At 46.0% G+C, this 21902-nt stretch carries 19 protein-coding genes; 5 read left to right on the forward strand and 14 right to left on the reverse strand.

Annotated features, from left to right (window positions below):
- Positions 1 to 5: 5 nt before the first annotated feature.
- Positions 6 to 896, reverse strand: coding sequence for a DUF1338 domain-containing protein (locus FN124_RS21745; protein WP_142686889.1), 891 nt, complete (start codon positions 894 to 896; stop codon positions 6 to 8).
- An 18-nt stretch (positions 897 to 914) separates the two neighbouring features.
- Entirely contained in the window at positions 915 to 1985 is a 1071-nt protein-coding gene (locus FN124_RS21750) for a saccharopine dehydrogenase family protein (protein ID WP_142686890.1), read from the reverse strand.
- Positions 1986 to 2125: 140 nt separating this feature from the next.
- Between FN124_RS21750 and FN124_RS31520 the strand changes: the two genes are divergently transcribed.
- Positions 2126 to 2257 (forward strand): hypothetical protein, encoded by a 132-nt coding sequence (locus FN124_RS31520; protein WP_260607555.1) that lies wholly within the window; start codon positions 2126 to 2128, stop codon positions 2255 to 2257.
- Positions 2258 to 2403: 146 nt separating this feature from the next.
- Here FN124_RS31520 and panB read toward each other — a convergent pair whose 3' ends face one another.
- From panB to panC, 6 genes are all read right to left on the reverse strand, one after another.
- On the reverse strand, positions 2404 to 3219 hold the full coding sequence (gene panB / locus FN124_RS21755) for a 3-methyl-2-oxobutanoate hydroxymethyltransferase (RefSeq protein WP_142686891.1): 816 nt from the start codon (positions 3217 to 3219) through the stop codon (positions 2404 to 2406).
- A gap of 95 nt (positions 3220 to 3314) precedes the next feature.
- Positions 3315 to 4202, reverse strand: a complete 888-nt coding sequence (locus FN124_RS21760) for a Ppx/GppA phosphatase family protein (protein ID WP_142686892.1) — start codon at positions 4200 to 4202, stop codon at positions 3315 to 3317.
- Positions 4203 to 4246: 44 nt separating this feature from the next.
- Positions 4247 to 6394: a polyphosphate kinase 1 gene (gene ppk1 / locus FN124_RS21765; RefSeq protein WP_142686893.1), complete on the reverse strand. Its 2148-nt coding sequence runs from the start codon at positions 6392 to 6394 to the stop codon at positions 4247 to 4249.
- An 82-nt stretch (positions 6395 to 6476) separates the two neighbouring features.
- Positions 6477 to 7502, reverse strand: a complete 1026-nt coding sequence (locus tag FN124_RS21770) for a lysylphosphatidylglycerol synthase transmembrane domain-containing protein (protein ID WP_142686894.1) — start codon at positions 7500 to 7502, stop codon at positions 6477 to 6479.
- 46 nt (positions 7503 to 7548) lie between these two features.
- Positions 7549 to 7893 carry an aspartate 1-decarboxylase gene (panD, locus tag FN124_RS21775; protein ID WP_133811105.1) on the reverse strand — a complete coding sequence of 115 codons (345 nt, stop codon included), beginning with the start codon at positions 7891 to 7893 and terminating at the stop codon, positions 7549 to 7551.
- A gap of 114 nt (positions 7894 to 8007) precedes the next feature.
- Entirely contained in the window at positions 8008 to 8871 is an 864-nt protein-coding gene (panC, locus tag FN124_RS21780) for a pantoate--beta-alanine ligase (RefSeq protein ID WP_142686895.1), read from the reverse strand.
- Positions 8872 to 8981: 110 nt separating this feature from the next.
- Here panC and FN124_RS21785 point away from each other — a divergent pair, with 110 nt between their 5' ends.
- The 4 genes from FN124_RS21785 to FN124_RS21800 all read left to right on the forward strand — a co-directional run bounded on the left by FN124_RS21785 (position 8982) and on the right by FN124_RS21800 (position 14500).
- Positions 8982 to 9800, forward strand: coding sequence for a glycogen/starch synthase (locus FN124_RS21785; protein ID WP_142686896.1), 819 nt, complete (start codon positions 8982 to 8984; stop codon positions 9798 to 9800).
- A gap of 99 nt (positions 9801 to 9899) precedes the next feature.
- The gene (locus FN124_RS21790; RefSeq protein ID WP_142686897.1) at positions 9900 to 11261 is read left to right on the forward strand and encodes a DUF4270 family protein; all 1362 of its coding nucleotides are present in this window, start codon (positions 9900 to 9902) and stop codon (positions 11259 to 11261) included.
- 21 nt (positions 11262 to 11282) lie between these two features.
- On the forward strand, positions 11283 to 12539 hold the full coding sequence (metK, locus tag FN124_RS21795; protein WP_142686898.1) for a methionine adenosyltransferase: 1257 nt from the start codon (positions 11283 to 11285) through the stop codon (positions 12537 to 12539).
- Between the two features lie 554 nt (positions 12540 to 13093).
- Positions 13094 to 14500, forward strand: a complete 1407-nt coding sequence (locus tag FN124_RS21800; RefSeq protein WP_142686899.1) for a right-handed parallel beta-helix repeat-containing protein — start codon at positions 13094 to 13096, stop codon at positions 14498 to 14500.
- A 68-nt stretch (positions 14501 to 14568) separates the two neighbouring features.
- Here the strand turns inward: FN124_RS21800 and FN124_RS21805 are convergent, their stop codons facing one another.
- The 6 genes from FN124_RS21805 to FN124_RS21830 all read right to left on the reverse strand — a co-directional run bounded on the left by FN124_RS21805 (position 14569) and on the right by FN124_RS21830 (position 21884).
- The gene (locus FN124_RS21805; RefSeq protein WP_142686900.1) at positions 14569 to 15510 is read right to left on the reverse strand and encodes an alpha/beta fold hydrolase; all 942 of its coding nucleotides are present in this window, start codon (positions 15508 to 15510) and stop codon (positions 14569 to 14571) included.
- Between the two features lie 6 nt (positions 15511 to 15516).
- Positions 15517 to 16284: a carboxylesterase family protein gene (locus FN124_RS21810; protein WP_142686901.1), complete on the reverse strand. Its 768-nt coding sequence runs from the start codon at positions 16282 to 16284 to the stop codon at positions 15517 to 15519.
- A gap of 57 nt (positions 16285 to 16341) precedes the next feature.
- Positions 16342 to 17058: a TolC family protein gene (locus FN124_RS21815; RefSeq protein ID WP_142686902.1), complete on the reverse strand. Its 717-nt coding sequence runs from the start codon at positions 17056 to 17058 to the stop codon at positions 16342 to 16344.
- A complete protein-coding gene (locus tag FN124_RS21820; protein WP_142686903.1) occupies positions 17055 to 18488 on the reverse strand; it encodes an O-antigen ligase family protein in 1434 nt (477 codons plus the stop codon). The genes FN124_RS21815 and FN124_RS21820 overlap by 4 nt, the downstream gene beginning before the upstream one ends.
- A gap of 120 nt (positions 18489 to 18608) precedes the next feature.
- Complete coding sequence (locus tag FN124_RS21825) at positions 18609 to 19688, reverse strand: acyltransferase family protein (protein ID WP_142686904.1); 1080 nt, start codon at positions 19686 to 19688, stop codon at positions 18609 to 18611.
- Positions 19689 to 19697: 9 nt separating this feature from the next.
- The gene (locus FN124_RS21830; RefSeq protein WP_142686905.1) at positions 19698 to 21884 is read right to left on the reverse strand and encodes an exopolysaccharide transport family protein; all 2187 of its coding nucleotides are present in this window, start codon (positions 21882 to 21884) and stop codon (positions 19698 to 19700) included.
- Between the last annotated feature and the right edge of the window lie 18 nt (positions 21885 to 21902).

Genomic DNA, 21902 nt, shown 5'->3' on the forward strand with positions numbered 1-21902 from the left:
TAAAATTAGGAACTTTTTTTTGTTTGGGCAGTGTAGGTGCTTTCGAAGATCTTATCTGCGTTGCCTGCTTCAAACCCTTCCCGCCTGTGTTCCCGGCGTATTTCGCCTGCCGGCAGATGTGCAAATGCAGGCAGTACTTTTCTTTCTGCAAACTCCACATACGAACCGGCAATAGGATATTCTTCCCCGCCGGCAAAGGTAGCAGTGATCATTCCCGCTACGGTGGCGCTTTGCAGCAGGTTGCCGTCGGGGCTGGTTTTTATTTTGCCACCTGCATCATTGAGGCGAAATCCATGTTGCTCCAGGAAGCGGTTGAAATCAGCCACCGTATTATATCCTGGCGGAAGGTTATGTACGCTTACGGTGAAATGATTGAGATAATAACGGTTATAGATCACCCATGCGGCATATTCACTTTCTGCGGCCAGTACTTTGTAATCCGCCAGGGTAGGGGTTTGCCACAGGGCGCTATGAAGGAAAGTATCCACAGCCCTGCTATCGTTCAGGTTTAGTGCATTCACAGGATCGCTTGTTACTTCATCCGTATACCGGCGGATGATGGCCTGTGCAGCGTCGCTCAGGTCGGCTACACGGAGCTCGCTGATGAAGATGCGGGGATATTGCGGCTCGGGAGGCGCATACCACCAGGCATCCAGTTTTTTGGCAGGGAAGTGATAGGGATCCATTTTCGTATAGCCGTAATGGAGGAATATTTTCTCGAGCGATTGCACCCCGAGCTGCGGTACGCCCATGGTACGAAAGGCGATGTGATCATTTTCAATATCATCTGCCCGGGCAATAATACCTTCCTTTATCATGGCGGCAATAACGGCTCCCACATCCGGGACCCTTTGCTGATAGCGTTCCATCAGCCCGTTTAAAACATCTTTTAACATGACATACAGCTTTTAGGGCTAGTTATAATATACCGCAAAGCGGTTGTTGATCAGGTCATTGAATACCACGTCTTCCTGGCGTACAAAGCCATTGGCTGGCAGCAGTCCTTTGGCATGCAGGTCTATTACTGCACAGGCAGCGCCGGCGGTGGTGAGCTGGATGGCGGTAAAGTCCCTGCCTCCAACGGCCTGGTTATAGATCTTCCGGGAATAGGACCGTTGTACAGAACGGCCGTTCACCATCCCGGAAACGGATACAAAAACCAATACTACGTCTTGCGGGGTGAAAGGTATGCTATCTTCCATTATCTCCTTCAGTATTTCTCTCTTTTTATTGAGTTTCAGCTCATTGAGAAGGATCTTCATCAACTGGCAATGACCCGGATAACGAACGGTTTTATAATCGAGGTTATATACTTTTCGGTCCAGTATCTCCGCCAGTGCGCCAAGTCCGCCGGAGGTGTTAAATGCTTCATATTCCACGCCGTCAAGTGCAAAGCGCTCATAGCCTTCCATGGGCATTACTTCTTTGCGTTCGCCTTCATGAATGGCATCGCAGGGGTTGCAGTATTCGTTGATCAGCCCATCAGTGCTCCAGGTAAGATTGTACATAAGGCTGTTGGTTGGAAACTGGGGCAGGGCGCCTACACGGAGGCGAACGGCGTCCAGCGAATCAAACTGTTTGGCAATATCATGAGCGGCAATGCTGATGAAGCCCGGCGCCAGTCCGCATTGCGGCATGAAGCTTACATTTGCTTCCGAAGCTATTTCGCGGATAGCATTGGTGGTAGCTACATCTTCTGTCAGATCAAAATAGTGGGTGTTGGTTTTGGCGGCTGCAGTCGCAATTTTTACATTCAGGAAAAAGGGGCAGGCGCTGAGCACCATGTCCTGTTCCTGTAATGCCTGCTGAAGAGAGCTGGCGTTGTTTACATCCAGTATCGTTTTGCGTATACCAGCGTCTGTACATTTTTGCAGCAGGGCATTGTTGCTGTCGGCCAGCGTTACTTCATAGTCGCCGGATTGTTGCAGTAAAAAGGCTGCAGTTTCACCGATCTTGCCGGCGCCGATAATCATTACACGTTTCATAATCTGTTTGGAATTATAGTGAAGGGGGAGAATTTTATATCTCCCGGATAAATGAAAACAAATGGCGCTTCCCTTAACTACGTATATACATCACTGTTATACATGATCAAATGTATTTGCAGATTGGTTGAAACAGACCAATGCAAATCATCCATCACGATGAATACCAGTATTGCGGATACAATAGTTTACAGGCCGCTGTGCGGCTTTTACGGGAAGATAAAAAAGGAAGTGCTACCTATGGCACATGGGAGCAGGTGCTCCGCAGATAGGAGAGTAGAGAAAGCTGTATGTTTAACAGGTAGTTCATCAACTTATAAAGTGCGAAGCGAATATAGGGAATTTATATTAAATGCAAATGACGAATTTGCAGAGAGATAAATAGCTCTTTACAAATCCGTCATGCTTATGTTTTTGATCAGTACTGTTCATTTTCATTCGGGAAATCCTTGGACTTTACATCATTGATATAAGCCTGGGTGGCGCCAAAGATCTCAGTATAAAGGTCGAGGTAACGACGGAGGAAACGTGGTTTGAACTCCTTATTAATACCGAGCATATCATGCATCACCAGTACCTGGCCATCTACATACCTGCCGGCTCCGATGCCTATGATAGGAATTTCCACTGTTTCGGCAACCACTTTGGCCAGTGCGGCGGGGATTTTTTCCAGCACAATGGCAAAGCATCCTGCTTCCTGCAGCAGTTTTGCATCATCGATCAGCTTATTGGCTTCCGCTTCTTCGGTGGCGCGTACAGCGTAAGTGCCGAATTTATAGATGGATTGTGGGGTGAGCCCCAGGTGCCCCATTACAGGAACCCCTGCGGAAATAATACGTTTCACGGATTCAATGATTTCTTCGCCGCCTTCAATCTTAATCCCGTGGGCGCCGGTTTCCTTCATAATGCGGATGGCAGATCCCAATGCTTCCTTGGAGTTACCCTGGTAAGAACCGAAGGGGAGGTCTACCACTGCGAAGCAGCGCTTAATAGCCCTGACCACTGAAGCGGCATGATAGATCATCTGGTCCAGTGTAATAGGGAGCGTGGTTTCATGACCGGCCATTACATTGGATGCAGAATCTCCTACCAGCAGGATATCAATGCCGGCATCATCAAAAATGCGGGCCATGGAATAATCATACGCAGTAAGCATGGAGATCTTTTCCCCGTCTACTTTCATCTTCTGCAGTATATGCGTAGTGACACGCTTTATTTCTTTATTCACAGACATAAGCAGTGAGCATTTAGCATTTAGCTGTTAGCAATAACCGCAAAGGTGGTAATATAAAAAGATAAAAGGAAATGTTTTTTATATACGGCCAGGGATCAGGAGCTGACGGCGATCTCCTCGTAAAGGGCATGAATAAGACCATCTGCCAGCCCTATCTTTGGTACATATATTTCCGGCGTATCTGCCCAGCGCATAATATTCACATAGATCTGCAGCGCGGGAACGATAACATCGGCCCTGTCTTCCCGCAGATTATACAGGTGAATACGTTCTTCCACGGTGAATGCGCTGAATTCCTTGTAGTAATCTTTCAGTGTATCCAGTGAAAGGGGCTTGCCTTCTTTTCTTTTGGAGAGGGAGAATATTTTATTGATGTTGCCGCCGGAGCCGATGGCTGTTACAGCGCCTATGCCTTTGAGCTGCTGTTTCAGGAAATCTTTCAGCTGCTGCCATTGGGCTTCAGTTACCTGTTGCTGCAACAGGCGGATAGTGCCTATATTGAAAGATTCCTTAAAGATCTGTTTACCGGCGCTGAAAAGGGTGATCTCTGTACTGCCGCCGCCTACGTCGATATAGAGGTACGACTTTGTTTTATCCATGTTTTCAGCCACGTGGTTCTCATAAATGAATGCAGCTTCTTCCTGGCCGGTAATAATCCTGATATCGATACCCGTTTTGGCTTTTACCTGCTGGAGTATATCCTCGCCGTTGCTGGCGTCGCGCATGGCGGAGGTGGCGCATGCTTTGAGATATTTCACCTCGTACACATCCAGGAGCAGCTTATAGGCCCGGATGGTATCAATCAGGTGCGTGGCCTTTTTGTCTGAAATAACCTGGTTGTTAAACACGTCAAAGCCCAGTCGTAGCGGTACTCTCACAAGGTTTAGCTTGGTGAAGTCCATTACGCCCGCGCTATTCGGCGATGCTTCAGAGATGAGCAGTCTGGCAGCATTGGAGCCAATATCAATCGCAGCTAATTTCATCTGTCAGTCGTTAGATCAAAGGGCAAAAGTATAACTTTTCAGCGTTAGTGGTATTGTTTTTCGTGCAGGTATTTGTAGATCTCTATCTGTGTACGGATCTTTTTATCTCCATCTTTCCGGTATTCATTTTTCTGTTCGTTATCCAGCACCCGGGCTTTTACATTACCGCTCAGCTGGATGTTCATGATATCGATCAGTTCCTGTCGTATAGCCGGGTCCGTTATGGGGGCAGCGGCTTCCACGCGGTGGTCGAGGTTACGGATCATCCAGTCGCAGGAAGCAATGAATACTTTTTCCTGTCCGCCGTGATGAAAAATAAATACGCGGGCGTGTTCCAGGTATTCATCCACGATGCTTACCGCGGTGATGTTCTTTTTCCATTTTTTATTTTCCGTATAGGCGCAGCAGATACCACGGATCACCATTTTCACATCCACGCCGGCCTTGGCGGCTTCATACAATTTGGCGATGAGAGCGGCGTCGGAGAGCGAGTTCATTTTGATGGTAATGGCGGCTTTCTTCTTGTGTTTTGCGTTCTTGATCTCACGGTCTATCAGTCGCAGGAAAGTATCGCGCATATTGTACGGACTTACCGGCAGCGTTTTGCAGCCTTCCAGGATCTTGATGTCATGACGCGGGCTTTCCAGGTAGGAAAAGATGCGGTTCATATCTGCGATGATGGCGCGGTTAGTGGTGAGCAGGCAGTGATCGCCGTATACCCTTGCTGTTTTTTCGTTCAGGTTACCGGTGCTTACAAAACCGCATTGCAGTGTTTTGGTGCCGATCCGTTTTTTGATCACGCATAATTTGGCATGAATCTTCATATTAGGGATACCCAGCAGCACTTTAACGCCTTCTTCTTCCAGGCGTGATTTCCAGTCGAGGTTGGCTGCTTCGTCAAAGCGTGCGCGCAGTTCCAGCACTACGGTCACGTGTTTCCCGTTGCGAACGGCGTTTACCAATGCGTTTACAATCTTGGAATTACGGGCAAGCCTGTACGCAGTTATTTTTATGGAAGATACATTAGGATCTATGGCGGCTTCCCTGAGCAGGTCGATGATGGTATCGAACGAGTGATAGGGGAAGTGCAGCATTACGTCCTGCTGTTGTATTACGTGCATTACGCTAGGCGCATTTACAAACAGCGGATGGGTAAATGTTTTACGATGTAAATGAGGAGGGAAGATGGATTCCGGGAAATCCATAAAATCTTTGAAGTTATGGATACGGGCTCCGGGGATGAGGTTATCTTTTCCGGAGAGGCCCTGTCTGCGCATAAGATATTCCAGCAGCAGGGGATCTATGTCCTTATCATATACAAACCGCACAGGCTTGCCTTTGCGCCGGTCTTTCAGTCCTTTTTCAATCTGGTGGATAAGGCTGTCGGAGATATCGTTATCAATATCCAGTTCCGCATCGCGGGTTACTTTGATAATGTGCGCGGTGAATTTATCGTAACCGAAATAGGAAAAAATATTGGGAAGACAAAAACGCACCAGGTCTTCCAGCAGTATAATATCATGTTCTCCGGGTTTGGAGGGCAGGATAATAAAACGGGGGAGCACCGTGGTGGGTATTTCAATGAGCGCAAATTTTTGTCGTACGGAATTATCCTGCCGCGCCAGTACAATGGCCAGGTAAATAGATTTATCGCGCAGGATAGGGAACTGTTGTATGCTTTCAATCATCAGGGGAATGATGTTGGTGCGTACCTGTTCGTTGAAGTAGTTGAGTACAAATTTCTGTTGCTCGCGGTTAAGTTGTTTTTCCGTCCGCATGAAGATGTGCTGGGCTTCCAGTTCTTCGGCGATATCTTTCCATACCAGGTCAAACTCGCGTTGTTGTTCAATTACACGGGCCTGTATCTCATCCAGTATTTTGTCAGGGTTTTCTTCGAGATGCATTTTACCGGCTTTGCCGAAAGACATCATTCGTTTAAGAGTGGCTACCCTTACCCTGAAAAACTCATCGAGGTTATTGGAAAAGATGCCGAGGAAGCGGATACGTTCATGTAATGGAACGGTTTTATCTGCCGCTTCCTGTAATACCCTTGCATTAAAAGAGAGCCAGCTGATATCCCTGGCAATCATTTTTTTCTTTTCTGTAAGGCCTTTTTTCGTGGTTGTATTCTTCTGTATTGTTACTTCAGGCATTGTTATAGTATCAAGTTTCTCACCATTCGGCAAACGCATACGAACTTATTTACGTTCAAAAATGACATCGTCTGAACTACGATGATACAGCTTTCGCTTTAATTGAAGTATTAAATTAAAGTTAAAGAAAAATCCGCGTAATCGCCGAAGGCGATTTCTTGTTGTAAAGCGGCAGTCCCACCAGGCTGATAAAGCCAAGGAGTATCACCAGTACGGTTTGCGCTACCCAGATGATCCAGCCAAAGGCAAAGCCGATGGCCAGGGGAATGCCATATAATTCCAGTGATTTCTGTACAAGGGGTTGATAGGCGCCTATACCGCCGGGGGTAACGATCATGCCTACACTACCGATCATCAGTACGGCAAGAGCGGCGCTGATGCCCAGGTGACTGGTTTCTTTCAGGCAAAAGAAACCGATGTATACCTGCGAAAGGTAGCATGACCAGATCAATACGGTATGTAACAGGAACCAGCCTTTCTTTTCCATTTTACCAATGGAAAGAATGCCTTCCATAATGCCTCTTGCGAGGTTTTTTATGGTGATGGCCACTTTGGACCTTGCAAATTTTTTCAGGAGCCAGAGCAGCAGCAGTATAACGCCTGCAAGTATAATAATGCCTATGAGCAGCTGTATGCCGTTGGCCCGGGCCACTTTATGCGACAATGGTATAAAAATCGATTCGTTCACATAAGAACCCAGAACGTCCAGCTGAGTTAGTACGGTAAGGGCCATAAGCAGCAGCAGGCATACCATGTCTACCGCGCGCTCAGCGATCATGGTGCCTACCAGTTTATCGGCCGGTACTTTTTCATATTGGGCCAGTATCCCGCACCGGGTCACTTCCCCGAGGCGGGGTACGGCGAGGTTGGCGAGGTAGCCCACCATTACGGCAAAAAAGGTATTCAATGTGGAGGGCTGGTGGCCCAGTGGTTTCATGAGCAGTTTCCATCTTACAGCCCTGAACCAGTGACTGGCAATACCGATGGTCATGGTGGGGATCAGCAGCCAGTAGTTGGCTCTGCGGAATGCGGTATTGATCTGGTCCCACTGTTCTGTAGTAATATCTTTGGTAAAAAGCCAGATCAACAGCACCCCGATGCCGAAAAAGCAAATAAACTTAATGACGTTCTTAAGCGTTTTGGGCATGATCCAAAGTTGTTTAGGGCGTTAATAAAACAGGTACAGTATGGGTCTACAGTTTATTCCCTTCTTTTGGGAAAATGGCAATAGGCGTGTATTTTTTTGCTTCTTCAAAATCCATAGTGGCATAGGAGATGATGATCACTATATCACCTGGGGCAACAAGACGGGCGGCGGGGCCATTCATACAGATCACGCCGGAACCGCGTTTTCCTTTGATCACATATGTTTCCAGGCGTTCTCCGTTATTAACGTTCAACACCTGCACTTTTTCATACTCGATTAAACCAGCGGCGTCCATAAGGTCTTCATCAATCGTAATACTTCCAACATATTGCAGATTGGCTTCCGTAACAACCGCGCGGTGAATCTTACACTTTAAAATTTCGATTTGCATAATTATACTGGCTTATCGCTATAGAGCGTTTGCAAAGCTAGGGAAAAAATATGGAAGATCGAACAGGGGATGCAGCAGTAATGCAGTGTTTGCCGCATCCCCTGCGGGGTGCGGTTACAGACTTCCCTGCAGTACCATATTATCGATCAGGCGAACCCCGTCCAGCCAGGCAGCAATGGCTACCACTACCGTGGCATTTCCCGGTGGCTGATCCAGGGGAACGAGGCTATCATTTTCCAGCCGGAGTATATCTACATATTCGGGTTCAAAGCCCTGCTTTTTGAGGGCATCAAAAGCTTCATGGGCGCCTTCCAGGAAGTGAAGGCCCTTTCCGAAATTATCCCTGATATGAATGAGCGCCTGGTAAATGCCTGTTGCTTTTTTCCGGGCGGCGGGAGAGAGGCGTGTATTACGGCTGCTCATGGCCAGCCCGTCTTTTTCCCTTTCAGTAGGGCATACTACCAGTTTCACCGGGGAATGGGTAATTTCCAGGAGCCGGCGTACGATCAGGCATTGCTGCAGATCTTTTTGTCCCATAAAAAGCTGGTCTGGTTGCACAATATCCAGTAACTTGTGAACAATGCGACCCACGCCCTGAAAATGCCCAGGGCGGAATTTACCTTCAAGGATGGTTTCCAGGTTGCCGAAGTCGTAATGCAGATCACTTTTAAGGCCTTCGGGATACATTTCTTCCACTGATGGCAAAAAAAGTATATCTGTTGATACGTTATTTAATTTCTTTATATCCTCTTCAATGGTGATAGGATATTTTTCAAAATCTTTTGGATCATTAAACTGAGTTGGATTGACAAAGATGCTGCAAACGACCACTTCATTTTCCTGCCTGGCCGCCTGAATAAGTGACAGGTGACCGGCATGGAGGGCTCCCATAGTGGGCACAAAACCAATGCTTTTGTTGCTTTTTCTTACCAGGTCCAGGTGCTTCTTCAGGTCCATGCTGCGCTTAAATAGATACATAAATCATTGCTTAAAAGGATGTTAAAACTGACAGATTGACCAATATTCCGTAAAAAATCCGTAATTTTGCAAGCCAAATTAAAAATTACTGCATTAATAATCAGCGTTAAATGTCCACAAAGAAAAGAATTCTTTTTATTGCCCAAGAGATGTCGCCGTACCTGGAATTGAGTGATTACGCGGCAATGGTCAATAAAATGGCAATTAAGTCCAATGAGGCTGGCCTGGAAGTGAGAGTGATCATGCCCAGATTTGGAATTATTAATGAGAGAAGACATCGTTTGCACGAGGTCGTAAGATTGTCGGGGATCAACATTGTGATTGACGGGGATGATTATCCGTTGATTATCAAGGTAGCATCACTTCCAAACGCCCGCCTGCAGGTTTACTTCCTGGATAATGAAGATTATTTTAAGCGGAAAACTGTATTTGCTGATGAGAACGATGAGTTTTTTGATGACAATGCAGCGAGAGCTGTCTTCTTTTGTAAAGGAGCCCTGGAAACGGTAAAGAAATTCGGATGGCCTCCGGATATCATTCATTGCAGTGGCTGGATGACATCTCTGATACCTATGTATCTGAAAACGGCTTATAAAAAAGAGCCGGTGTTTGCCAATTCAAAGATCATTTATTCGCTGACTCCCAATACATTCAAGGAAAAGTTAGGCACTACCTTTGTTAAGAAGGCCACGATCAGTAATCAGATCAAGGAAAAAGATATGGAACTGTTCAAGGACGGCACCAATACAGCTCTGAACAGGGGGGCGGCAAAATATGCGGACGCCGTTGTACTGGCCGGTGATAAACTGGAAAAGAAAGTAGTGGATGAAGTGAAAGCGGAAAAAGGAAAGATCATCCTGCCGTTTAAAAAAGATAATGATGATCTGGGAGATTACCTGCAATTATATCAGCAATTGCTGGGTAAATAATTACCATCAGGTCCGCCTTTAGTGCGTAGTTGAAGCGTATTTAAAGCGTAAAAAAGCATGTTCGGGCAGTAAAACCAATACTCACTAACAACATAACGCGTGAAGATCAATTTCAGGAACCTTAGCTTCTTAGCCACCTATATTACTCTGTTGTACGGAGCCACCGGTTGTAACAAATCCACTATCCTGGGAAGTGGTTTAATTCCTCCCGGCGATTTTGTGAATGCACAGGACACAACGCTCAACGGTATTATCGCCAACAACATACTCCGGTATGATTCCTCCATTTTAAACGGACAAAACGCTTATAACAAGATACTGGGATCAGTTACCACCGATCCGGTTTTTGGCAGGACCCACGCTTTCGTATATACGCAGGTGTCGCTGCCCAAAAGCGCCTTTACTTTTGAAGGTACCGGGCAAACCCTGGATTCCGTGGTGTTGTCGCTGAGCTATACCGGTTACACCGGCGATTCTGCGGCGCCTCAAACCTTCCGGGTTTACCGGATGACTGAACCCAATTTTAAGATTGATTCCAGCTACCCGTATAACAGGCCCCTGGCTTATAACCCGGGAGAGCTGCTGGGTACCGCTACTGTTACGCCGTTGTCGCTCCGCGACTCCGTAAGCATTTACGGCACCAAGGAAACCGCCCAGCTGCGTATTAAACTGAGCAATGCCTTTGGTAACAGCCTGCTCGCCCAGAAATCAGATGGCGCCTTCGCCACGGATTCTGCTTTCCGTGCTTACCTGAAAGGTTTTGCTATTGTTCCTGATACCAATCTGGGTACCAACAGGAACATGATCTACCTGAATCTCAATAATACCAACACCAAACTCACGGTGTTCTATAAAAATACTACGGATGATTCGCTCCGTGCCACCATGGCGTTCGATCAATATGCCAGCGCCCATGCGAATTACTTCACCCGCAATTACAACGGATCGCAGGCTTCCAGGTTTATCAATACCAACAACCCGAATGGCGACAGTATCCTCTTCCTGAATGCAGCTCCCGGCCTGTTCACAAACCTGACCATTCCAGGGCTTGAGAACTTCCCCAATGTGCTGATCAATAAAGCAGAACTGGTCATTACACAAATAACTTCCGGTCCAAGTGATATGAATAATATATTTATTGAACCAGGAAGCTTATCTTTACGCCAGTATACAAACGGTGATACCACCAAGATCCCCGCAGATTATTATACAGGAGGAGGCGCAGCCTATTTTGGCGGCACCCGACAGGTAATTACCAACTTTGGAGGCGTACAGGTAGTTCAATATACCTTTAACCTTGCCAACACCGTACAGCGGTTTATCAGGAAACTGGATACCAACAAAGGTTTCAGGCTTGAAGGATACTCACCCCTGTACATGGATCTGAACCGTGTGAAAGTTGGCGGCAGCAACCTGTCACAGTATAATATCAAGCTCAGAATTATTTACACTAAACCATAAAACTACTAATCCCAGTTTTTTATGCCTTATTTATTTACATCTGAATCCGTTTCAGAAGGACATCCTGATAAAGTAGCTGATCAGATTTCTGACGCTTTGATCGACAACTTTCTGGCATATGATGCAAAATCCAAAGTAGCTTGTGAAACGCTTGTAACTACCGGCCAGGTTGTTTTGGCAGGTGAGGTGAAATCAGAGGCATACCTCGATGTGCAGGATATTGCAAGGGAAGTAATCCGTAAGATCGGTTATACCAAGAGTGAGTATATGTTTGAAGCGAATTCCTGCGGAATTCTTTCTGCCATACATGAGCAGTCTCCCGATATCAACCAGGGTGTAGACCGTAAATCCCCTGAAGAGCAGGGTGCAGGCGACCAGGGTATGATGTTTGGTTATGCTACCCGTGAAACAGAAAACTATATGCCGCTGGCACTGGACCTGGCACATAAACTGTTGCTGGAACTGGCAGTGCTCCGCCGCGAAAATAAAGAAATCAAGTACCTGCGCCCCGATGCTAAATCACAGGTAACTATCGAATATTCTGATGATAATAAACCGGTAAGAATCGATTCTATCGTGATTTCCACACAGCACGATGATTTCGATACTGATGAGAAAATGCTGGCAAAGATCAAGGAAGATATGATCAATATCCTGATCCCCCGTGTAAAAGCCCAGCTGAAACCGGAACTGCAAAAACTGTTCGAGGGCTTCGATATCAATCACCACATCAACCCAACCGGTAAATTTGTGATCGGTGGACCTCATGGCGATACCGGCTTAACCGGCCGCAAGATCATCGTTGATACTTATGGTGGTAAGGGTGCTCACGGTGGTGGCGCTTTCTCCGGTAAAGATCCTTCCAAGGTAGACCGTTCCGCTGCTTATGCCACCCGTCATATCGCCAAAAACCTGGTAGCTGCCGGCGTGTGCGATGAAGTACTGGTACAGGTGTCTTATGCCATCGGTGTGGCCAAGCCTTGCGGTATTTATGTGAATACCAATGGCACTTCCAAAGTGAAGCTGAATGATGGTGAAATCGCTAAGAAGATCGAAGAAATCTTTGACCTGCGCCCTTATGCTATCGAACAAAGACTGAAACTGCGCAATCCTATCTATAGCGAAACTGCCGCTTATGGCCACATGGGCCGCGAACCCAAGGTGGTTACCAAAGTGTTCAACAAAGGCAAGAAGCACGAGAAGAGCGTGGAAGTAGAGCTGTTCACCTGGGAGAAGCTGGACTACGTAGACAAAGTAAAAGCCGCTTTCGGTTTATAATCGTCCCGGAAGTATATATAATTACAAACTGGCCGTTTCAACTTTTGAGACGGCTTTTTTGTTTAGAGCCTTGTACCTTTTTATTCATTTGTGCTTCATTTTACCACGTTTTATGAATGTGGAAAAGTTTTTCATTTTTTTCTAAAGATTTCAAAAAAAAGTTACATATTACTGTTAATATTATAGTATATTTAATAGTAATATTATTGATTGGCCTGCGTTTCAGGACTGGTAAGTGCATTACAGGTTCGGTCTATTTCTCAGGAAGGGCATCGTAACATTTATTGCCTCCACAAAATCCGTTATAACTTATATAGCCCCTTTTGGGCCATATAATATTTCGCGGAAGACGTCCGTTTAGATGCTGTTTTATGTCCGGAATTTCTGGATATTCGCAGCCATAAATTAAAAATGGACCGTTAAAATTGTTTCCGGAGACAATTGTAAACAGTGCATTATTTCTTGAATGACCGAATCCATATCACTTGAATCAATTGCAGTTACTTAGCGTAATTGTGAGCTTTTTATTGAAACCATATAATATCTGAAAAACCATGAGGCACAACATTACCGCACGATTGTCTATGTTCACATTCGTATCCGTTGCATTGGCTTTAGTTATCACAACAGAAAGTTGCAATAAGGATCAAATAAGCCAGCTAGTACCAGAAAATAATCCAACTGAAACTGCAGCAAAGCCCCCTGTTGGCGCGAAGCAGTATACGCTTGTTCCTGATAAGGACGGCAGGCTGGTGGTAGACGGCAGCATTTATAAAGCAGGGGAGATCCTGAATCTGAAAGGAACATTTTCTGCTGTCGTTTTTAATAATCTGAAAGGCGCCTCCGGCAGTCCTATCATAGTTAAAAATGCCAGTGGTACCGTAGTTAAAATTGGCAATCCATCCTGGAGCGGTGGCTCCTGGGCAACTGCTATCAGTTTTGTAAACTGTCACTATGTAAAAGCAGGCGGTGAAAAATCCAAATCCGAATTTGTAATTGAAGGAAGCACCCAGGCAGGAAGGGAAGCATATTTCGACTTTACCCTCAGCCAGCACACCGATAATTTCGAGATCGCCAATGTTACCATACATAACGGCGGAACAGGTATCTGGGCTAAAACAGATCCAATAAAAGGTGATCTGACCACCCAGTATCCTAACTCTTATATGGACAACCTGCTGATCCATGATGTGGCCATCAGCGGTACCAACAATGAAGCATTTTATATTGGTCATACTGCCCTTTACTGGAACCTGACAGCCAATGCGCCTTACTACGGCAATCCTTCAGGGTTTGTAAGCGGCCAGCAGTATGTACAGCCTATTAAATGGCGCAATGTAAAGATCTATAACAACAGTGTGGCAAATGGAGGCGCAGACGGTATCCAGACAGCTGCTATCGACAAACTGGAGATCTATGGCAACACCGTTACCAGCTGGGGCGGTCAGCATAACTCAGGCCATAACGGAGGTATCCTCATCGGAGGCCGTACTACCAACACCAACGTGCACGATAACTATGTACACGATGGCTGGGGTGAGCTGATCCAGTTCTACGGATCCGGCGAAAATGGCGCTACCCACATCATTCATAACAACCTGTTAAGAGATAACCAGGGAGATGGGGTGAGCCTGAGAGGAACCGATAAGGCAGTGGTGCAGATCACCAATAATACTATTGCCAGAACAGGAGGTGTATCCCTCCGTATTAACGGTTATTTTGGTATGACCGCAGCGCAGATCGTGAAAGACAATGCCTTTATTCAACCAAGGGTAAGCGGCGGCACTATTGCTCTTAATGCTTATATCTATACGGAAAACGGAGCTTCTGTTATAGAAGGAACCGGTGTGGAAGCCAATTCCAAATTCGCAACTGTGGCGGATGCAGGTGTGGACACCAATAATTTCTACCAGCCTAAATCCGGTTCAGCCCTGCTGACCACCGGTTACAGAACCAACTGATATATTGTCACCAGATAATGAAACAGCCGCCCGGTTAACCGGAGCGGCTGTTTTCTTTTTACCGGGCATTAGTTTTTCCCTTCAAGATACTTCCACATCAGTTCATTTACTTCCTGTGGCTGCTCATAGTGAGGCATGTGCCCGGCGCTGTCTACTTCATGTACTTCTAAAGTTGGGTATAAAGCGGTATAAGAACTTAATTTCTCTTTTGGGAAAAAGGGGTCCTGTTTCCCGTAAATAAGGAATATTTTCCGGGGCGGAATTTTTTCCAGCAGATAAAGCTGGCTTTGATTCAGCATATTCGTCCAGGAGGAATAGGTAATGCGCTTATACCCCCTGAAATTCATAAAATATTTCAATCTCGTTGCATAGCTGTTGAACAATGGCTGGTTCACAAACTCTTTTCTTTGTTTTTCCACTGAGCGGGGATACCAATAGCCACTCATCAGGAGGTCTCTTATCACCGGGAACTTCAGCAGTTTACTTGGGTGAAGATCGCCGCTGGCCGCTGGCCCCAGCAGTATGATCTGCTTCACGCGATCAGGATGCCCCGCTGCATAGTCCAACCCGATAGGCGCTCCCATCGACATCGCAATCATATCAAACGGCTGCCGGAGCTGTAATGTGTCGAGCAGCGCCACCAGTTGCTCCCGGTACAGCCGGAGATCATATACTGTTTCGGGTTTGTCGGAATATCCCCGGCCATAAAGATCATAAGACAATACCCTGTACCCTTTGGAGAGGAGATAAGGAATATTGTTTTTCCACACTTCCATACCGGTGCAGCCGCCTCCATGTATCAACACCAGTAGCCTCGCTGTATCGGGGCCGGACAAGCTGTAATGAACGGTTCCCTGTTGCAGCCGTATAAAGGAGCCCGGCGCCGCCCTGCGGGTGATATCATTAAGGGAAGCGGTTTCCTGTTGCTGTTTAATGAGGAAGAAAATCCCCGTCAGCAGCAACGTTGTACCTCCCGTTAGTATTAAGATCCATTTCCTGCGCCCCGCCATGCCTGTTTATCTTTTGAACTGCAATAGCCACTCGTAAATATTCATCCCGTCTTCCCGGTAGGACGGGTTGTAATACTGTTCCCAGCAGCAGTGTTTATGATCCCCGATGCTCAGCTTTGTAAGTCCCGGTTTGTACTTGTTTGTACTGTCGGCGTAAAGTTTACAGTTGCCCAGGAAAACCGGCTCCTCACTTCCTCCAAAATACCACACGTGAATATTGTTCTTAGCAGTTACCTGGAAGCTTTTCAGATTCTCGGCATCAATAGTGGCGGGCGACATATTCACTGCGGCAGCCACCCGCTTTGCCGTTCTTTTATCAGTTACAGCCATGGCTACAGACCATCCGCCGGCGCTATATCCGGTGATATAAATGCGGGAAGAGTCGATCGGATATCTTTTCAATACATCTGTAATAACGGCGTCCAGGTGCTCAGGACCGAGCGACCAGCTGGTAGCCAGTGGCGCCATTACAATGAACTCATATTTTTTACCGTCCAGTTTATTCACGGCATCAATATTCTTTCCTTCATGCATCTGCCTGGCCACACCCTGCCTGAAGATTTTAGTAACATCAGTACCGGCAATGCTTCTGCCGTGAAGGCAAATAAGCAGCGGATATCTTTTCCCACTTTTCGGATTGTCCGGCAGCTTTAACAAGGCCGGTATATGATGCCAGGGTGTGATCTGCACCTCAATCTGTTTGAATGGTTTTAAATCCTGTGCAGATACTAATAACGTCTGCAGCGTAAGTGCGATAATAAGAAATACTCTCATTCTTGATTTTATTTTCAGTGATCCGTATTGCCGGATACCATGTTCACTAACCCGTTATTATAAATGCAGCAATACTTCTTCCATAGTAGTCCCGATAATGGCTTCCAGTACTAACTTCGACTGCTTTACATCTCTTTCCAGGTTCACCTTGCGCACCATTTCCGCGTTGTAGATGCGGTATGCTTCATTCAAACCTTCTACAGCGGTGTTCTGGTCTCCTTTGGAGAATTTCTGTTCGGTTTGTTTGTAATGGTTGTAGGCGTCTTCCAGTAAAGGGAGCTGCAGCTCATACAATTGTTTGTTGGTGGCATAGTCTTCGTAAGCGCGAAGTACAGCAGATTTCAACGCCAGTTTTTCGCTTTCTTTCTGTTGTTCGAAAACTTTCCCGTTGGCTTTTGCAATTTTCACTTCATTAGGAATGCTAACCAGGTGACCAAGCGGTACATTGATACCAAAGTTATACCTTGGATATAAAGTATTGTTGGTGGTGGTGCCGCCTCCTTTGATCGTGAATTCGTTCAGGTTACCAGAGGCAACAATCATATCCAGCCAGCCGGCTTTGGCCCTGTTTTCATCGTATTTGGTGATCTGTTTTTTTATGTCCAGTGCTTTGATCTGTGGATTTTCCATGGCAAGCTCCACCAGTCTTGTTTTTAACCTGGCCACTGTTGGCTGGTCGGCCGGCAGGCGCAGCACAATGCTGGTGTCGGCTCTTTGTGCCTTTGCCATTGTACCTGTTAATGCTACTAATAAAAAGAATAGTACTCGTTTCATGTTGTGATATTTGGAGATGATAATAAATATTTTAGTTTTATAGAGATGCCGTTAAGTGCATAGTAAAGCAGGGCTGATTCAATGAGGCCTGACGACTCCTGTGCGTAAATACTTACCACCAGTGCAAACATTACGCAAAGGATCACCAGTGTAAACTGTTTTTCCATTTCTGTTCTGCTGGCGAAATAATTGCTCACCATGTATTGCATTACCAGGTAAATATTTACTATGATGAGTAATAAGCCAACCCATCCCTGTTCAAGTGCGGTACGCAGATAACCGCTGTCGGGAGGGAACCCGTCCAGTTCACTGCCCGAACCTGGCTCACAGCTGAGAAACCCGCCGCCAATGGGATGACTGTAGATATAAGGCTGTATACGGTGCCGGTTCACATCCCTTACGTTAAGGGAAGCGTCTTCCGAACCGGAGAAGGCCGTTCTCATCCTGATCACAGTAGAGTTGCCGTGAAACGGGCCAAACATCAGTACAAGGAAAGCAAACACGAATACCACTGCACCTATCACCGTATTCCTGTTACGCAGGTTTACGAACAGCATCATGATAAGCCCCATCGGCACCATGATATAAGCCGTGCGGGTACCCGAAAAACCCAATGCCATGAACTGGAGCGCCAGTGATATCAGCAGGAATATTTTCTTAGGCATCGTGATCATCCTGCCCGAGCTGGTGAGTAACACAATATTGATAATACAGCCACAGGCCATGATCACGCCAAATACAGCAGGATCAGATACGAATGAAAAAATGCGTATGCCTGTGAGAATAATAACCGTTTTGAATTTCTCAGGATACTTCGCGATATACGCCTTCTCAAAGGGCATTAATCCAAACCACTGCTGTATACATGCATAAAATGCCGCGATGGTAAGTATGATGATCCAGAACTTCAGGAACAGTTTCAGGTCGTTCATGTTACGGATCATTTTCATGACCAGGTACATAAAGATCATATTCCGCACAAATACCCTGGCAAAGGTGGTCCAGCCATGCCTGTCGTACACAAATGCCGGGTTAAAGAACTGCAGCAGTACATAACCCCCATAAATGTAAAAGGTGATCAGCACCGGGTCCCGGAGGAAGTCCACTTTTTTAATACTGTCGTCACCGGCCTTCAACAGGCTACCCAGCAGCGTAATCAGCAGGATGGCGTCTATGAGCACTCCCACGGGTATTTCGGTACCAGACATCCGTTCCAGTAAGCGTACGGTCAGTGCAACGGTACAGGAAATAAAATAGCCGGCACGGTAATTCAGCAGGGAAACAGCTGCTACGGTGCTTCCAATCACCAACCCTATGAGCAATGCAACGTATTTTATCTCCTGGGCACTGATATAGGCAATAGCCGGGATCAGTACTATCCAACCGATGATAATAAATATGTTGAAAATATTTTTTTTAGCGATTTCCACTTAAGCCAATTTATAAGAATACTATTTTAACAGCCATAGCGATAATTGTAAGCGCTATAAAGATGAGAATCAGCACCTGGTGAAGATGTTGGTCTATCGGCTTCTTTTTTGGTTGCATTTTCATATAAAACTGTGTGTCATTATGTTTTTATTTAAACGGCCAATACTGAACTTACCCCTGAACAGGAAACTGCATCCGACCTTAACCAGTATGCGGTAGGCGATGATGGAAAACAGGATCGCCGATGGTATGCAGATCAACAGCAGTGTTATGCCGTTGGTGATCCCTATACCCAGGAGCACTGCCCGCAACCCTGCAAATATGGTAACATGCAGCAGGTAGATATACAGGGAATAATGACCAATTACATTCAGGAACTGCAGCCTTCGCAGCTTTGCCAGCCAGGATGCCAGCATGATCACGAACAAACATCCGTTAAGTGCAATGAGCATTAATATATACAGGTTCATTTGCTGGTGATACAGGTAATACCATTGCAGTAAACAAAATACAGGCGTGATCAGAAGCAGGCTCACCGGGTTCGATAACATATCCTGTATTTCACCCTGGAAAAAATATACGGCAACAATATCCCCGATAGCAAAGTAGATATAATGCAAGGCGATATCATAAAGCGCGCTGCTGCTTTGTACGCAGGGAGCCACTCCGAGTAATGCCAGCCCCACCAATAATTGCCAGCCCTTCTTTCCTTTGATCAGCGTTGAGGTGAACAGATACAGCATGGTAACATTAAATAATGCAAACAGGTACCATAGCTGATCTAGTGTTCTGGGCTGCAGGATAATATTCATAAAATCCCTGCGCGACCGCTCTGCATTGGAGTATTCCGAAAATAAGATCTGCAGGCTGATCTGTATTACTGCCCAAAGTAAATAGGGATACAGTAATGTGTTCACCTTCGATATCCCAAAATTCAACGAGCCCCGTTTAGCAACACTTCTCCCGAAAAACAAACCCGACAGCAGGAAAAACAAAGGCATCCTGAAACTGTAAAGCATATCGTTTGTATCCAGCACTCCTTTGGGCAAAGTCACGCCGCGTGCAACCAGGCCGTACGCCAGATGCCGGTAAACCACCAGTATAATGGCTATTCCCTTGGCATAGTCGATCCAGGCATAACGCGATTCGCTTTTTTCGGGGCGCAAACTAAATATGTCTTTAAAGATCAGTTGATACATGTTTAAAAATCAAAGCTCAATAAAATCTTCTTTTACATTATTCAAAACAACTCCCAGGAACTTATCACCGAGCGACTCAAGGAATTCGGAAGACTCCCTGTCGATCTGTTTCATTTTCAGATGGGATGAGAAGATCGCTACCACACCTTCTGCGTAAGCGGCAAGCTCGCGGCTGTCGGTGAAATCATTCAGCGGCGCGCCTTCCATCAGTATATAATCATAATGCTTTTTCAGTTCGGGCAGGTAATTAAGCAGGTGGTTGGGAGGCAGGATCTCCGACGGCGTATAGTCGCCACCTTTACAACCAATGATTTCAATACCCGGAGTTTCGTAAGTAGTGGTAATTGCTTTTACTTTTTCAATAGTGAACTCAGAAGGTGGCACGGAGAAATATTCCAGCGTTGGTTTTGCCTCCATTTGCACGCTCACATCATTATTGCAGAAGTTGGTGTCAATCACCAGCACTTTTTTATTGCTTAAGCTAAGACTGTACGCAACAGCCTGCAGCAGCGTGGTTTTACCCTGTTGAGGTTCTGTACTGGTAAAGAGAAAGATCTTCTTACCGCTGCTTTCCAGCTCATACCTGAGTTTGCGCAACAGTTCACGGAAAACATTTTGTCTTTTTAACCACTGCGCTTCATCTGTTTTACGCTGTAATATTTCCAGCAGTTTATAGCGCTGAAGATTGGTATGATTGATAGTGGCAATCAGCTTCAGGTTAGAGGTGCGGTTAAATACGGAAGGCGACTTCAGCGAGTTGTCCATAAATTCCCTGAAGAGGATCCCTATACAGGAGATCATAAATACCGCCATGCCTGCCATTCCCATAATCACCAGCCGCTTGGATGATTCAGGAGTAAAAGCCGGCTGTCCTTTCAAAGTCTGGCGGAAGTTATCCTGTGGTACATTCCGGTTATCCAGTGCAGAGCCCAGTTTTTCTTTCAGCTTGTTATACTCATCCTGTGCCAGTTCTACTTCCTGTTGCAGTGAGGTAACAGTAGCTTCTTTATTGGCATAAGAACCAACGGAAGAGCGGAGGTTACGGATCTTTCCTTCCAGGGTGCTGATATTGAGCTTTGATGCGCTTAACTGCGCTTCCAGTGCATCCCTGCTTTGGATCAGCTCTTCACGGGTACTTACTTTGCCGGTGGTGCTGGAAGCATCCAGCAGTACTTTCTGCAGCCTGGCGCGCTGGGTCTTTATTTTTTCTGCCAGGGCATTATCAGAGGATCCTGAATTCACATACTGATCGTTCAGATCATTGATCTGTTTTCTCAGCGCAACAATTTCTCCATTGGAATTGGAATATGCAGGCTTGCCGCTGGAAGCCTGTGCCAGTTGAGCATTTATATTATTGAGAGATGCCTGCAGGTTGTTGTAATTGGCCCTTTCATCAGATACAGATTTTTCAAACTGTTTGATCAGGTCCCATTCGTTGCCGCTGGCAGTTTCTACGTTTAATACGCCTTGTTGTGTTTTATAACCCCTGAGTGCTTCTACTTTCTGATCCAGTTCTGCTTTCTTCTGGTTTACCAGCGCTTCAAATGTTTCCACGTTTTCAACAGAACGTTCTGAACGTGAGCTGCGGTAAAAGCGGATAAATTCTTTATAGAGGGTATTAACTGTGTAGGCAGACAGCTCGGGGTTATCAGAGTAGCAGATAATATTAATATAGTCTGTACGGGAAAGACGTGTTGCATACAACATCTTGCGGATAGACTCAAAGTCGTACCGGTACACTTTCATGAACTCCAGTATTTTTCTTTCACTTGGTACAGAAGAGGAGAGTATCTGCAGGGAGTCAATCTTCTGGCGGCAAACGCGCACCACTTCTTCCTTATCGGCACTGGTATAGTGGGGATCTTTCAGATCTTTTTCTGAAAGATGCCGGAATGGTTTGTTGCTGGTAAGATCGTGCACTATCAGATCGCAGGCGAGGAGCCCTATCACCAGCGGGGAATTCATGGTTTCAATAACGTTATCAAATTTAACGTCTGCTTCAAAAAGGTTTACGTTTTCGTCGCGCAGTTTGATCTGTTCATTGGTAGTGAACCCCGTTGCCATCTGGGCGGTGGAGGCATACAGCTTGGGTTTGCCGATGGTAAAGGCAAATGCTGCTGCAACAGCGGCAATGGTACTGAAGAGTATCCACCATTTCTTTTTAAGCAATGCCTTTATAAAATACACGATGTCCATATAGAAATTTTCCTTTAA

Source organism: Chitinophaga polysaccharea (genome assembly GCF_902150045.1).
Classification (GTDB): Bacteria; Bacteroidota; Bacteroidia; order Chitinophagales; family Chitinophagaceae; genus Chitinophaga; species Chitinophaga polysaccharea_A.